General features: G+C 60.3%; 15 protein-coding genes. 6 read left to right on the top strand and 9 right to left on the bottom strand.

Going from position 1 to position 13,146, the window contains the following annotated elements:
• Positions 1-50 precede the first annotated feature (50 nt).
• On the bottom strand, positions 51-971 hold the full coding sequence (gene ctlX / locus B5M41_RS24305) for a citrulline utilization hydrolase CtlX (RefSeq protein WP_134651556.1): 921 nt from the start codon (positions 969-971) through the stop codon (positions 51-53).
• Between the two features lie 8 nt (positions 972-979).
• Positions 980-2,029 (bottom strand): ornithine cyclodeaminase, encoded by a 1,050-nt coding sequence (locus B5M41_RS24300; RefSeq protein WP_134651555.1) that lies wholly within the window; start codon positions 2,027-2,029, stop codon positions 980-982.
• A 134-nt stretch (positions 2,030-2,163) separates the two neighbouring features.
• Between B5M41_RS24300 and B5M41_RS24295 the strand changes: the two genes are divergently transcribed.
• The gene (locus B5M41_RS24295; protein ID WP_134651613.1) at positions 2,164-2,601 is read left to right on the top strand and encodes an Lrp/AsnC family transcriptional regulator; all 438 of its coding nucleotides are present in this window, start codon (positions 2,164-2,166) and stop codon (positions 2,599-2,601) included.
• Between the two features lie 170 nt (positions 2,602-2,771).
• Complete coding sequence (locus B5M41_RS24290) at positions 2,772-3,398, top strand: hypothetical protein (RefSeq protein WP_134651611.1); 627 nt, start codon at positions 2,772-2,774, stop codon at positions 3,396-3,398.
• Positions 3,399-3,452: 54 nt separating this feature from the next.
• Here the strand turns inward: B5M41_RS24290 and betI are convergent, their stop codons facing one another.
• Positions 3,453-4,079, bottom strand: a complete 627-nt coding sequence (gene betI / locus B5M41_RS24285) for a transcriptional regulator BetI (protein ID WP_134651553.1) — start codon at positions 4,077-4,079, stop codon at positions 3,453-3,455.
• Positions 4,080-4,182: 103 nt separating this feature from the next.
• Between betI and choX the strand changes: the two genes are divergently transcribed.
• The gene (choX, locus tag B5M41_RS24280) at positions 4,183-5,133 is read left to right on the top strand and encodes a choline ABC transporter substrate-binding protein (protein ID WP_329959105.1); all 951 of its coding nucleotides are present in this window, start codon (positions 4,183-4,185) and stop codon (positions 5,131-5,133) included.
• A gap of 5 nt (positions 5,134-5,138) precedes the next feature.
• Complete coding sequence (locus B5M41_RS24275) at positions 5,139-6,170, top strand: alcohol dehydrogenase catalytic domain-containing protein (RefSeq protein ID WP_134651551.1); 1,032 nt, start codon at positions 5,139-5,141, stop codon at positions 6,168-6,170.
• Positions 6,171-6,334: 164 nt separating this feature from the next.
• Here the strand turns inward: B5M41_RS24275 and B5M41_RS24270 are convergent, their stop codons facing one another.
• The 6 genes from B5M41_RS24270 to B5M41_RS24245 all read right to left on the bottom strand — a co-directional run bounded on the left by B5M41_RS24270 (position 6,335) and on the right by B5M41_RS24245 (position 11,399).
• A complete protein-coding gene (locus B5M41_RS24270) occupies positions 6,335-6,904 on the bottom strand; it encodes a type 1 glutamine amidotransferase domain-containing protein (RefSeq protein WP_134651549.1) in 570 nt (189 codons plus the stop codon).
• Between the two features lie 383 nt (positions 6,905-7,287).
• Positions 7,288-8,001, bottom strand: coding sequence for a fumarylacetoacetate hydrolase family protein (locus B5M41_RS24265; RefSeq protein WP_134651545.1), 714 nt, complete (start codon positions 7,999-8,001; stop codon positions 7,288-7,290).
• Entirely contained in the window at positions 8,001-8,753 is a 753-nt protein-coding gene (locus B5M41_RS24260) for an ABC transporter permease (RefSeq protein WP_134651543.1), read from the bottom strand. Before B5M41_RS24260 ends, B5M41_RS24265 begins: the two co-directional genes overlap by 1 nt.
• Before the next feature lie 6 nt (positions 8,754-8,759).
• Positions 8,760-9,566 (bottom strand): ABC transporter ATP-binding protein, encoded by an 807-nt coding sequence (locus tag B5M41_RS24255; protein ID WP_134651541.1) that lies wholly within the window; start codon positions 9,564-9,566, stop codon positions 8,760-8,762.
• 1 nt (position 9,567) lies between these two features.
• A complete protein-coding gene (locus tag B5M41_RS24250) occupies positions 9,568-10,410 on the bottom strand; it encodes an ABC transporter permease (protein WP_134651539.1) in 843 nt (280 codons plus the stop codon).
• Positions 10,410-11,399 (bottom strand): ABC transporter substrate-binding protein, encoded by a 990-nt coding sequence (locus tag B5M41_RS24245; RefSeq protein WP_134651537.1) that lies wholly within the window; start codon positions 11,397-11,399, stop codon positions 10,410-10,412. Before B5M41_RS24245 ends, B5M41_RS24250 begins: the two co-directional genes overlap by 1 nt.
• A 247-nt stretch (positions 11,400-11,646) precedes the next feature.
• On the opposite strand from B5M41_RS24245, the gene B5M41_RS24240 reads away from it, so the two are divergent.
• Together B5M41_RS24240 and B5M41_RS24235 are read left to right on the top strand one after the other, a co-directional pair.
• Positions 11,647-12,321, top strand: a complete 675-nt coding sequence (locus B5M41_RS24240; RefSeq protein WP_134651534.1) for a FadR/GntR family transcriptional regulator — start codon at positions 11,647-11,649, stop codon at positions 12,319-12,321.
• A gap of 48 nt (positions 12,322-12,369) precedes the next feature.
• Positions 12,370-13,146, top strand: a 777-nt coding sequence (locus B5M41_RS24235; RefSeq protein WP_230640331.1) for an NADP-dependent isocitrate dehydrogenase, incomplete at its 3' end; no start/stop codon positions are given.

The raw sequence follows: 13,146 nt of genomic DNA, 5'->3' as shown, positions 1-13,146 counted from the left end.
CGCCTAACAAGCGAAAGGCCCGCGAGAGGCGGGCCTTTTTGTTCTTGCGATCAGTGCCGCGGCGTCAGATGGATGCCCGCCAACGTGCAGCGAACAGAGCCGCCCGCCCGCTCGATAGTCGGGATATCGAGCGCGACAAGACGAGCACTTTCCTCGATGGCCGCGCGCTGGCCAGCGTCGAGCGCATCGAGTGCCGTCGAGGAAAGGGCGAGGATGCGGCCTTCGGTTCCCTGTAACTCCAGCGCATTGCCCGCGAAGCGACCGATCTGCTCTTCGCTCAAATCAATGATCCGGCGACCGAAGCGTGTGAGGCGCCCCACAACCTCTTCGCGGCGTCGTCTATCGCTGATCATCCCGGTTCCGATGACAGCGAAATCCGTGCCGATGCACATCAGCACATTGGTATGATAGATCGGCATACCCTTGCTGTCGCAGGCCTCGAAGGCCATGGGCTCGAAGTTGAAGTGGGTCGAGAACCGCTCCAGCGCGATCGGATTGGTTCGGTCCGAGCGAACGGCATAGGCGACGCGGTCGATGTGATCGAGCACCATGGCGCCGGTGCCCTCGAGGAACAGGGCGTCCGGCTCGAGTCCGGAATAATCTATGACATCCTGAACCCGGTATTCCGTTTTCAGCATCTCGATAATATCGGATCGCCGCTCCCGACGCCGGCTTTCAGCCTTCATCGGATAGATCGCGACATGACCGCCCGCATGGGTGGAAAACCAATTGTTCGGAAAGACGGAATCCGGAGTTGACGTACCTTCGTCCTCGAAGAGATGGACCTTGACCCCATGGCTTTCCAGGGTCGCCGCAGCGGCGGTGATCTCGGCATAAGCTCTCAAGGCCAGATCCTCACCGTGATCGGAGATAGTCTGGAAGCTGTTGTCTGCCGCCGTTTCGGTGTTGACGGTGAAATGGTGGGGGCGAACCATGACGACGGCTGCGGGGGCTTGGATGGAATGGCGCATGCTGGAGCTCACTTCGCGCGCTGGAGCATGCCGAAGAGGTCCCGCGGATCGTCCGGATCGGCGATGATGTCGAGATCCTGCGATAAGCCGGTGCCGCTGAGTTTCTGGTGGACGTAGCGCAGTGCGGAGAAGTCCTCGATGGCGAAGCCGACGCTGTCGAAGAGTGTGATCTGGTTCTGATCACGCCGGCCCGCCGTCGCGCCGGAGACAACCTGCCATAGCTCGGTCACCGGATAGTCCTCGGCCATCTGCTGTATCTCGCCTTCGATGCGTGTCTGCGGCGAATATTCCACGAAGGTGTCGGCTCGCAGAAGGATATCTTTATGCAACTCCGTCTTGCCCGGGCAGTCACCGCCGATCGCGTTGATATGTACCCCCGCGCCGACCATGTTATCGGTCAGGATCGTGGCGTACTGCTTGTCAGCGGTACAGGTGGTGATGATGCCCGCGCCTTCAATTGCGGCCTGCGCGGTGTTGCAGGTAATAAGCTCCAACCCGCTTCCCGTCAGATTGCGGCATGTTTTCTCGGTGGCCTGCGGATCAATGTCATACAGACGAACGGTCTTGATGCCGAGCAGGGCCTTCATCGCAAGTGCCTGGAATTCGGCTTGAGCGCCGTTGCCAATCATTGCCATGGTCGTCACGCCCTTCGGCGCCAGGTGACGTGCCGCCATGGCAGACGTCGCAGCGGTGCGAAGCGCCGTCAGGAGTGTCATTTCGGTCAGCAGGAGCGGATAACCGGTGGAGACCTGTGCGAGCAGCCCAAAGGCCGTGACCGTCTGGAGGCCCTGCGCCATGTTCTTGGGGTGTCCGTTCACATACTTGAACGCATAGATCTCGCCATCCGATGTCGGCATCAACTCGATGACACCGTCATTGGAATGCGAGGCGATCCGGGGCGTTTTGTCGAAAACGTCCCAGCGCCGAAAGTCCGCTTCAATGGCACCGGCGAGTTCGACGAGCATCGTCTCGATGCCGATATGGTGGACAAGTCGCATCATGGTGTCGACGCTGACAAAGGGCACGAATGCCTTGGCGGATGGTTGCGGTGCGGACATGGGCTACCCTCTCACTTGTGATCGAACATCAGGATAGCTGTCAAACCTGCTGGCGAAAATTGCAGAATAGTGTCAATTTACGTAAAGCTTTGTGCAAAATTACCACGGGAATTGTTAAAAAGGGCAATCGTCACGTGAACATCGCAAAATACATCCCCGACGATCTCGATCGGCGTCTCATCGCGCATTTGCGCGCTGACGGGCGCGCGTCTCTTGCAAAGCTTGCAGACGCGCTGAGCGTCGCGCGCGGCACGGTCCAGAACCGCCTCGATCGCTTGATGGAAACGGGAACGCTGCTCGGCTTCACCGTCCGCGTCCGCGAGGACTATGACGAGCAGACTGTGCACGCCGTCATGATGATCGAGGTGGTAGGGAAATCAACCACTCAAGTCATCCGCAAGATGCGGGGCTTGCCCGAAGTGTATTCCCTGCACACGACAAATGGCAATTGGGACCTCATCGCTAACATCCGTGCCGCAAGCCTCTCGGATTTCGACCGCGTTCTGCGTGAGGTCCGCATGATCGATGGTGTCGCCAACAGCGAGACGAGCCTGCTCTTAAGCAGTGTGTGAGCGCGCTTTCCTCGATCGCCCCGCAGTGAGGTTAACCGACGCGCGGCAGCATGCACTTTGGCAGAAGGTGCTTTCAGCGAAGATTAAGGAAGCCATTCCTGAATCCATCTTATATGGAGTGCCGGCTTGTGTCCATTGACCCTGGATATCGCGCGCACCATGTATTTGGCATGCCAAAACACGAGAAGAACACCGTCGAGTTGATCAGAACATGGACTTTGCCGGTCGCGGTGACGATGGGGTCATCCGTTCGCGCGAAAGGTATCCTACAGGAGATTCAGGCGCGGCTGCCGGCCATCTCCAAAAAAGCGGTCATGCTCGACGGAAGCGATCTTATTCTGGCAATGCGAGCCGAAGAAAAGGCTGTTTTCAACGCTGCGGTCCTGGTCGTGTCCAAGGCGCTGGATGATGCTCCGCTTCTGCCCGTCATCCCGCGTGAGATTGAAGACATCCTTGGCATGAAGACCAGCGAGCGGCATCGCTGGCTCGCGGACGGCCGTCTTCGTAGCGCGGGGACGAGAACCGTCAGGCTGGCCGGGCGAGCCCGGCAGATTACCTTCCACGTTTTTGAGCCGAAGGTCGTGGATGAACTCCTCAATCGTGGCGCGGTCGATGAGTGGCGGGTCGAGGATGCCGAGGCGAAAGCAGAGAAAAGACTGCAGGCGGCCCATCAGGCGAAGCTGACGCGGCTGTCCAAGAAGAACAAGCGGTCGAAGACGGTGGACAAGAGCGCCGACGGTCCCGGTCCACCCCTTCGAGGCTGGGAGGACTTCGACCTCGACGGCCTGCTTCGGTAGTTCGTCGACTGCGCATCCCCGTAATCGCCCTCCGGTCGTGCGATCCGCGCCGTTTCAATTCGGCTCAGAGAGCAGTCGAATGACCTCATGGGGCAGCGCCTTCTCGACATAGTCGATCAGAACAGACTTCGCCTGCGCCAAGGACAGATCAATGTCCGCATGCCCCCGACGCAGCCACAGCCCGTCGATCATCGCAGCAAAGCCAAGGTTGAAGTGATCGATCTTGTCCTGTTCAAGATAGGGCCTCAGGATGCTGGACACATTCGACCTGAGACGACGATAATAGGGGCGTAGCAGGCGGGCGTAACGTTCATTGTGCGAGGCTTCGGCATAAAGCGAAACCCAGGCGCTCGCCGCCTGCTTGTCGAAGCGTTGCGCCGGGAAGTTTCCATCGATGAGCGCCATCAGCCTCTCCCAGCCTGAATGCGCACGACGAAGGTTCAGGACGATTTCGTTGGCCAGGATGCGGTTGTTCATCCGCACCATCTCAAAGAGGACCTCTTCCTTGTCCTTGAAGTAGTAGGTGAGGATGCCTTGGGAGAGACCTGCTTCCGAACAGATTTTCGTGCTCGTCAAGCCGCGCAATCCTTCCTTGAGGAAGATGCGGTGCGCCGCGTCGATCAACTCGACGCGTCTGATGTCCTCGATGCGGGTACGTGGTCTCTTCGGCTTCTGCTGCATGGATTTTCCGTAGCAGATCAATTTTTTGTACGCTTTAACAAAATTTTGCTTGCCTTAAAAATATCCGTTCCTATCCTCGTGGAAAACCAAAAGGGGAACGCTGATGAACAGGAAAGTTTTCGCGATGATCATCGCCGCGGGCGTGGCGTGTCCAATGCAGGCCCATATGGCGTTTGCCGATGAGGCCGAGGCATGCAAGGCGGTGCGTCTCTCAGACCTTGGCTGGACGGACATCGCCTTGACCAACACCACCGCCGAACTCATTCTGGGCGCCTTAGGCTATGAGCCCAGCCAGACGCTTCTCGCTCTCAATATCACGTTTGATTCCCTGCGGAGCGGCGATATCGATGTGTTCTTAGGCAACTGGAGGCCGGTGCAGGACATCGACTACAAGCCCTATTTCGACGATGGCTCGGTCATCCCCGTCGCGACAAACCTGACGGGAGCGAAATACACGCTGGCAGTGCCCAGATATGTCCACGACGCAGGCTTAAAGTCGTTCGATGATTTGCAGCGGTTTGCAGACCGGCTTGATCACAAGATTTACGGCATCGAACCCGGATCCAACAAACCGCTGCTCGACATGGTCGAAAAGAAGGCCCACGGACTGGATGGCACTTGGGAGATCGTTGAGTCCAGCGAAGCGGCAATGCTGACGCAAGTGCAGCGCGCCGTCGAAACGAACGCGTGGATCGTCTTCCTCGGCTGGCAGCCGCATCCGATGAATGTCACCATGGACATGGCCTACCTGGCAGGTGGTGACGCGGAATTCGGACCCGATTTCGGCGGTGCGACGGTGCGCACGATCGTCCGAAAGGGCTATCCCGAACAGTGCCCCAACGTGACGAAGCTTTTCAGCAACCTCGTCTTCGACATCGATTACGAGAACGCCGGCATGAACATGATCATGACAGACGGACTGGAAGCGCGCGACGCCGCGATCAAGATGCTGAAGGCCAACCCGCAGAAGCTCGATGCCTGGCTCAAGGATGTGCAGACGTTAGACGGCAAGCCGGGCTTGGCCGCGGTCAAGGCGGAGCTCGATATCCAGTGACGACAATGGCGACGACGTCGATGCGTGCCGCCGTGTTGGCGGGACATGGGAAGCCGTTGCAGGTCAAACTTGTACCGCGGCCCTTAGCGGGACGCGGCCAGCTGCTTGTCCGATTGCAGGCATGCGGCATCTGCCATTCGGATGTCCATATCTGGAAAGGCGACGTACGGCCGCCTCACGCGCCGGAGCCGTTTATCCTCGGTCACGAGGGTGTCGGTGTCGTCGCGGCGATTGGCGAAGGTGTGCAGGGCTGGGCGGTCGGCGAAACGATCGGGGTTCCCTGGCTGCACGACACCTGTCTGCGATGCGATGAATGTAGCGATGGTTACGAGGCCTTCTGCCAGCACCAGCGGGCACATGGATTGAACGTGCCCGGCGGCTTTGCCGAATATGTCGCCGTCGATGCTGCCTTCGCCGTTCGGCTACCGTCTGATGTCGATCCCTTGGCGACGGCGCCGGTCATGTGTGCCGGTGTCACCGCCTACGGTGCCATTCGCAGGGCGGGTGTGACGGCCGGTGAACGATTGGCCGTGTTCGGCTGTGGCGGACTTGGCCTCTACGCGGTGCAGATCGCAGCCCGCATGGGCGTTCACGTCGTGGCCGTCGATCGCGATCCGGCGAAGCTGGATCATGCCCGGCGTTATGGTGCGGCCGAAACGGAAGTCGCAGGGGAGGGGCTCAAACAACGCCTGGCGGAAAATCCGGGCTTCCACGCGGCAATCAATTTCGCGCCGACAACCGCGACCTGGTCGGCGATCGTCGCGTCGATCCGGCCGAGGGGCCGCATCGTTGCGGCGGCACTGGTTTCCGATCCCGTCCCGCTCGTGCAGGAATGGCTGACCGCAACCGGCGTTACGATCACCGGGACCAGTGTCGGCACACGACAGGAGATGCGCGAGGTCGTCGCCATGCACGCCAAACAGCCGCTTCTCAATCCGATTGAGGAGATTGACCTATCCCGTGCCACCGACGCCCTCGTCGCGCTGGAAGCGGGTAAAGCACCCGGCCGCTTCGTGATACGGTTTAGAGCCGGATGAGACGTCCGAAGCCGGGGCTGGCATCTCGGTAGCACAGAGAATGTACTTCGTCTTTTCCGCCCCAACCCGCTCTGGCAAGAGAAGGATCCAGCTTCCGTTTGCGGCCGCGAGAGAGGCCGTCGCCGGAAGGCGACGGAGGGGTGCGGCCTTCAGCCTGAGCGCGATCAGGCGCTGCGGGCTTGCTGCGGATGTTTCCCTTCCTCGAATTCTTCGACGATCTTGGCGCAGAAAGCCGGCAGGTCCTTTGGATTGCGGCTCGTGACCAATCCTTTGTCAACGACCACTTCTTTATCGACCCAGTTGCCGCCGGCATTGATGATGTCCGTTTTCACGGTCGGATAGGAGGTGACTGTGCGTCCTTTCAGAACGTCCGCTTCGACGAGAAGCCAGGGGCCATGGCAGATCACACCGACCGGCTTTGCCTGTTCGAAAAAGGAACGAACGAAAGACACTGTCGTCGCATCGGCACGCAACTTATCGGCGCCAACGGAGCCGCCGGGGATGACGAGACCATCGAAATCGTCCGCGGAAACGTCCTTCACGGCCTTGTCGACTTGGTAGCTTCCGCCGGGATCAAGGTCATTGTTGTTTGTCTTTGCTTCGCCCGCTTCCAGCCCAAGGACAATCACCTCGGCCCCGGCCGCTTCGACGGCGTCCTTCGGCTGCTTGAACTCCGGCTCTTCGGTGCCTCGGGGTGCGATCAGAATCGCGATCTTCTTGCCTGCTAAGGTCATCAATTTCTCCATCGGTACTGTTGGGTCGCAACAAGAGCGTCGCGCTGAGCCAAACGATGGATGGACTGCGAAGTTCCCCATTTAGAGGAAACGGTCTCGCGCGACGAGCTGACATTGGCGCTCGGCTACCGTGACATCGACAGTGAAAGCCGTCGCGTTGATGCTGTGCTCCGCCGGTTACGGCAAAAGGCGAGGGCGCTGGACATGGAGCTTCCCGTCCACGCGGTTCACTCCCTAGGCTTCCGATTTTCTGCCAAGCTTTCGACCATCAAGTAGGGTAGAGATTGCAACAGAGCCTTGTACCGCAGCGAGGCTGGCATCGTCTTATATTGGTAAAGGATGCGGTCGGGGAGGCGGCGCGCCGAAGCGCGCCACCATTGGGGTCAGACAACCTTGAAGGTCACCTCGTCGACGCCGTCCACATGGGCGACCATCTCGTCGCCCCTGACGATCGCGCCGACGCCGGCGGGCGTACCCGCGAAGATCAGGTCACCCGGCTTCAGCGTGAAGAGGCGCGAGAGGTAAGAGATCATTTCCGGCACCTTCCAGATCATCTGGTTGAGATCACCTGTTTGGCGGACTGTGCCGTTGACTTTTGCCCAGATCGCGCCTTCGGTCGGATGGCCGACTTCCGAGACCGGATGCAGCGGGCCGCACGGGGCGGACGCCTCGAAAGCCTTTCCGGTTTCCCACGGCCTGCCGGCCTTCTTTGCCTCTGCCTGCAGGTCGCGTCGCGTCATGTCGAGGCCGACGGCATAACCGTAGACGCAGTCGAGCGCCTTATCGAGTGGAATATTGTCGCCGCCGTCCTTGAGCGCCACGACGAGCTCGACTTCGTGATGGACGTCGTTGGACTCGCCCGGATAGGGGAAATCAGTACCCGCCGGAACGATCGTGTCGGGATTCTTCTGGAAGAAGAAGGGCGGCTCCTTGTTTGGGTCATGGCCCATTTCGATGGCATGATCGGCGAAGTTGCGCCCGACGCAATAGATGCGGTGCACCGGAAAGAGCGCCTTGGTACCGGCCACGGCAAGGGTGGGGATGGCGGCCGGTTCGATGACATAGGTTGTCTGGTTGATGGAGGTCATGTCGTTCATTATCGCGCTCCTGCGTAATATTCGATGCGTTTTTCAAAATGTTCCACGGCCGCGGACAGTAGCATGGCTGCCGCGAAGAGGAGGATTGTCAGAGCCCAGAACCGTTCCATGTCGAAGGAGCGGGAATAGAGCTCGAAGAGTTCGCCATATCCGATGATCGAGACGAGGATCTGCCCGATCACGACCCCTTTGACACCGCGGATCAGGCCAATGCGGATGCCTGCCAGAATCTCCGGCAAGGCGGAGAAGAGGATGATCTTTGTGAAGATCGTCAGCCGCGACGCGCCGTAGCTTCGGCCCATCTCGATCAGCGATGTCGGGACCTGCATGACGCCGGCGCGGGCGTCGAGCACGATGATCCAGACGGCGAAGAGGAAGACGGTGACCACGACAGTTGTTTCGCCGAGACCGAACAGGATCATCAGCACCGGAACAAGGGCTGATAGCGGTGCGCTGACGAACATGTTCACCCAGAGGCCGAAGATGTTGTCGACGATCTTGAACCGGCCCATGGCGATGCCGAGCGGCACGCCGATCCCGATTGCCATGGCCATGCCCGTAAGGAACGAACGCAGCGTAACGAGGGTCGCGCTCTGCCAGGAATTCGTAGCGACAAGGTCGAAGCCGGCAGAGATGATCGCGCTCATCGGCGGAACGAGAAAGATAACGTCCATCCTGCCGACGATTTCCCAGACGAGCGCCCAGACAAGGAGGGCCGTCATCATGGGGATTTTAATGCCGAAGAGTTTCATGGCGCCTCACTCCGCATATTGCCGCAGGCCCTGCCAGATCTCCTCCACCACGTCGAGATAGCCCTTGTCGCGGCGGATGACATCCGGAGCGGCGGAGCGGTCGATCGAAGGTTCGATGATCTGAGAGACCCGGCCGGGGCGCGGGGAGAGCAGCACGATGCGATCGGAGACATAGACGGCCTCCTCGATGGAGTGGGTGACGAAGAGAAAGGTCTTGCGCTCCTTCTCCACCAGCATCAGCAGGTCTTCCTGGAACTTGCGTCGGTTCTGCTCGTCCACCGCCGAAAAGGGTTCGTCGAGAAGCAGCACATCCGCATTGACCGCGAAGGCGCGGGCGATGCCGACGCGCTGGCGCATGCCGCCGGAAAGCTCGTGTGGGTATTTCTCCTCGAAGCCGGACAATCCGACCTCGGCGATGTAGTGTCGGGCCGTTCGGTTGCGTTCCGCCAGGCCGATACCCTTCAGTTCGAGGCCGAAAGCCACATTGCGCAGCACGGTGGCCCAGGGCATCAGGGCAAAATCCTGGAAGACGAACGCGCGTTCAGGTCCAGGGCCGGTCACCACCTTGCCATTGACCCGGATATCGCCGGACGTGGCAGGCACAAGGCCCGCGATGATCTTCAGCAGCGTTGTCTTGCCGCAGCCGGAGGGGCCGAGCAGCGTCGTCAGCTTGCCACGCTCGAATTCGAGGTTGATGCCGCGCAGCGCCTCGATGTCGCCGTAGCGCTTGCCGATGTCACGCACCTCGACGATGGCATCGGATGTAGTGGTTGCGGCAGGATTGGCCACGCGGGCACTTATGGATGTGGCCATGTCACTTTCTCCTCTTTTCGGGCCGCAGGAAGCGCACCTCGACATATTGCAGGCCGGCGAGCGTCAGCGTCGAAACGGCGATGATGGAGGCGACAGCCGCGTACATGTGCGCGTAGTTGGCAATCGAACGGTGATAGGTGATGAGATCGCCGATGCCGGTCGGCGTGATCAGCAGTTCGGCCAGCATGACGCCGATGAAACCGGCGGCGATGCCGAGACGAAGCCCCGCAAAGAGAACGGGCGTCGCATCCGGAATGATGATCTTGAAGATCTGCTGCAGCCGGCTGCCCTGGAAGGAGCGGCACATATCAACGAGCGACGGATTCACGTGCCGGACCGCCTTGTAGGAATTGAGCACGATGACCGGCAGGGCCAGCATGATGACGGCGAGCGTCTTGGCAACCAGGCCGATGCCGTAGATGAAGGTGACAAGCGGCACCAATGCCGCCATGGGGGCTGCCTGGAGCACGATGAAGACCGGCGCCAGAAGCCATTCCGCCTTGTCCGAAAGCCCCATCACGATGCCAAGGCCGATGCCCAGCACGGCGGAGACGGCAACGCCGATGACGAGCGGCTGGAACGTGATGGCATAGGCGGGCAGCAGCGTGCCGTCGAACGCCATCTCGAGAAGGGCGGAGACGGTTTCGAGGAAGGTGGGGAAGGCGAAGCTGATCGGTACGCGACCGGCGATTTCCCAGGCTGTGAAGAGGGTCGCGAGCGACACCAGCACCCATAAGGATTTCCGGCGTGTGGCGAAGTCGGCGATCATGTCGGCGAGGGTGGAGGAGCCATCCGTGGCCCCTCCCGTCGCGCCGACCTTTTGCGGTGTAGCGGCCATGTGCATCACTTGGTTCCGATTTTTGCGAGAACAGCGTTGAGCGCGTCGAGGTCCCAGAAGTCCTCGACCTTGAGATCCGTTGCCTTGCCTTCCAGCGCGCCCGAGACGGTATAGAACTCGAAGTCGTCCTTTGCCGCATCCTCACCGCCACCGTTGAGCGGCAGCGCCGCGGCAGCCTCGGTGAAGTAGGGTTCGATGTCGGCGATCATGTCCGGCGTCGCATCCGGCAGGAGCTTGTACTTGTCGCGGAGCGCGATCGCCGCCTTCGGGTCCGCCGCGACCTCGCGCCAGGTGGTGAGGATCGCTTCGACGAGAATTTCCACGTCCTTCTCGTTCTTCGAAAGATAGTCCGTATTGGCAAAGAGGGCCTCGTCCGTCGCGCTTACCTCGCCGAGTGGCAGGAACGCGAACTTGCCGGGCGCCTCCTTCTCCAGCACGCGCTTGCCGGAACTGTCGACGATCGTCGCCTTGACATTGCCCTGCAGAAGCGCACCGGTGCGCACTTCCGCGCCGGGAACGTAGGAGATGTTGGAATAGGCGATGCCGTTCTTGTCGGCCATCAGGCGCATGATCGCCTCAGTGCCGGAGCCACGCGAATGCACGGCTACTTCCTGTCCGTCGAGGTCCCCCCACTCCTTGTAGAACTCCGTGTTGACGACGGGGTAGAACTGGAGCTTCGAGAGCTGCAGGAAGATGCGGATCGGCGCCTTCACCTTCTGAAGCAGGGCGTAGGGGCCACCGATGCCGATATCGGCCTGGCCGCTGACGACCGCCTGGGCGGCGATGTCTTCGCTCTTGAGATAAGTTACGTCGATCTCGACGCCTTTTTCCTTGGCGCGCTCGATCGCGGCCAGGAGATGAAGCGATTCCACCGTCGCGATATCGCCAAAAGCGATCCGCATGGGATCGGCAAACGCCACACCGGGCACCATGGCAGAAAGGCAGAGCGCGGCCGCAACGGCCGACGCCCTCATTCGTCTGGCAAACATGTTCATTGTTTTCCTCCCAAACTGGGTTTTCCTCCACCCAATATTTAACCAATTCTCCATTAATCCGATATTGTGTCAACCAACTAAACGTGCTGCACCGCCGCAATTGAGGCAAGAACTCCAATGCTATCCCGATTAAATAACTGTTATTCTTCGAAAAGATATACACTCTGCTAAACGCCTTTCAAAGCGTTGACACTGCCCAATTGATCCCATATAAGCGAACCAATGCAGAATTGGTTCGGGTAGAGCAATGATTGAAAACACCGATGCGGCCGTGCTTTCCCGCCTCCGGGACTTCCTCGCGACGGCGCAACTCCCTGACGGGGGGCGATTGCCGCCGGAGCGCGATCTTGCCGAGTCACTGGACGTCGGCCGCAGTGCGCTGCGCAAGGCGCTGGCTACCTTGCAGGCGGAGGGTGTGGTGTGGCGGCATGTGGGGAAGGGGACGTTCACCGGTGAGCGGCCGATCGACACGGTGGCCGACATTAATGCCATGGTGCACCGGACAAATCCGCTGGAGGTCATGGGAGCGCGCATTGCCTTCGAGCCGGAGGTTGCGCGGTGTGCGGCGCTCAACGCGACGCCGAGCCAGATTGCGGAACTGCGGAGCGCCATGCTCAAGGCGCAGCAGGCGCCGACGTGGCGGCTCTACGAGCAATGGGACAATCGCCTGCACCGGCTGATCGGCGAAGCCTCGCAGAATTCGCTGCTGCTCGGCTTGCTCGACACGCTGAACGCGGTGCGTCGTGCCGTCACGTGGGGGCGGCTGCGCGACACGCCCGTCCGCCCGCCGCCGGACCACCACTCGTTCGAGGAGCACGCCCGCATCGTCGACGCGATCGCCAACCGGGACGGAAGTGCTGCGGCTGACGCCATGCGCCGCCACTTGCGCAGCGTAGAGGGACATATGCGGGACGTCCGCTGATATCGGTTCAAAGGAAAGTCGGCATAATGCCGTCTGGGGAGTAGACGTATGACGAAAATCAAGGTTGCCAATCCCGTCGTGGAGCTCGACGGGGACGAGATGACGCGTATCATCTGGCAGTTCATCAAGGACAAGCTGATCCATCCCTATCTGGACGTGGATCTCGAATATTACGATCTCAGCATCGAGAATCGCGACGCGACGAATGACCAGGTCACCATCGACGCAGCCCATGCGATCCGCCGCCACGGCGTTGGGGTGAAATGCGCGACAATCACGGCTGACGAGGCCCGCGTCGAGGAATTCAAGCTGAAGAAGATGTGGAAGTCGCCGAACGGCACGATCCGCAACATCCTCGGCGGCGTCATCTTCCGCGAGCCGATCATCGCCAAGAACGTCCCGCGTCTCGTTCCCGGCTGGACCAAGCCGATCATCGTCGGCCGCCATGCCTTCGGCGACCAGTACCGCGCCACCGACTTCAAGTTCCCCGGCAAGGGCAAGCTGACGATGAAGTTCGTCGGCGAAGACGGCAAGGAAATCGAATACGACGTGTTCGACGCGCCGTCGGCCGGCGTGGCCATGGGCATGTACAACCTCGACGATTCGATCACCGAATTCGCCCGCGCGTCGTTCAATTACGGCCTGCAGCGCAAGGTCCCGGTCTATCTCTCGACCAAGAACACCATCCTCAAGGTCTATGACGGCCGCTTCAAGGATATCTTCCAGCAGGTCTTCGACGCCGAATTCGCCGAGAAGTTCAAGGAAGCCAAGATCTGGTACGAACACCGCCTGATCGACGACATGGTCGCTTCGGCGCTGAAATGG

Source organism: Shinella sumterensis (assembly GCF_004514425.2).
Classification (GTDB): Bacteria; Pseudomonadota; Alphaproteobacteria; order Rhizobiales; family Rhizobiaceae; genus Shinella; species Shinella sumterensis.
Note: the sequence above shows the minus strand (reverse complement) of the source record. Positions and strands in the feature narration are given on the sequence as shown.

Bases quoted from the DNA above. Each gene is read 5' to 3' on its own strand.
- ctlX (WP_134651556.1), bottom strand. From the start codon at position 971: ATGCGCCATTCCATCCAAGCCCCCGCAGCCGTCGTCATGGTTCGCCCC.
- B5M41_RS24300 (WP_134651555.1), bottom strand. From the start codon at position 2,029: ATGTCCGCACCGCAACCATCCGCCAAGGCATTCGTGCCCTTTGTCAGC.
- B5M41_RS24290 (WP_134651611.1), top strand. From the start codon at position 2,772: ATGCCAAAACACGAGAAGAACACCGTCGAGTTGATCAGAACATGGACT.
- betI (WP_134651553.1), bottom strand. From the start codon at position 4,079: ATGCAGCAGAAGCCGAAGAGACCACGTACCCGCATCGAGGACATCAGA.
- choX (WP_329959105.1), top strand. From the start codon at position 4,183: ATGAACAGGAAAGTTTTCGCGATGATCATCGCCGCGGGCGTGGCGTGT.
- B5M41_RS24275 (WP_134651551.1), top strand. From the start codon at position 5,139: ATGGCGACGACGTCGATGCGTGCCGCCGTGTTGGCGGGACATGGGAAG.
- B5M41_RS24270 (WP_134651549.1), bottom strand. From the start codon at position 6,904: ATGACCTTAGCAGGCAAGAAGATCGCGATTCTGATCGCACCCCGAGGC.
- B5M41_RS24265 (WP_134651545.1), bottom strand. From the start codon at position 8,001: ATGAACGACATGACCTCCATCAACCAGACAACCTATGTCATCGAACCG.
- B5M41_RS24260 (WP_134651543.1), bottom strand. From the start codon at position 8,753: ATGAAACTCTTCGGCATTAAAATCCCCATGATGACGGCCCTCCTTGTC.
- B5M41_RS24255 (WP_134651541.1), bottom strand. From the start codon at position 9,566: ATGGCCACATCCATAAGTGCCCGCGTGGCCAATCCTGCCGCAACCACT.
- B5M41_RS24250 (WP_134651539.1), bottom strand. From the start codon at position 10,410: ATGCACATGGCCGCTACACCGCAAAAGGTCGGCGCGACGGGAGGGGCC.
- B5M41_RS24245 (WP_134651537.1), bottom strand. From the start codon at position 11,399: ATGAACATGTTTGCCAGACGAATGAGGGCGTCGGCCGTTGCGGCCGCG.
- B5M41_RS24240 (WP_134651534.1), top strand. From the start codon at position 11,647: ATGATTGAAAACACCGATGCGGCCGTGCTTTCCCGCCTCCGGGACTTC.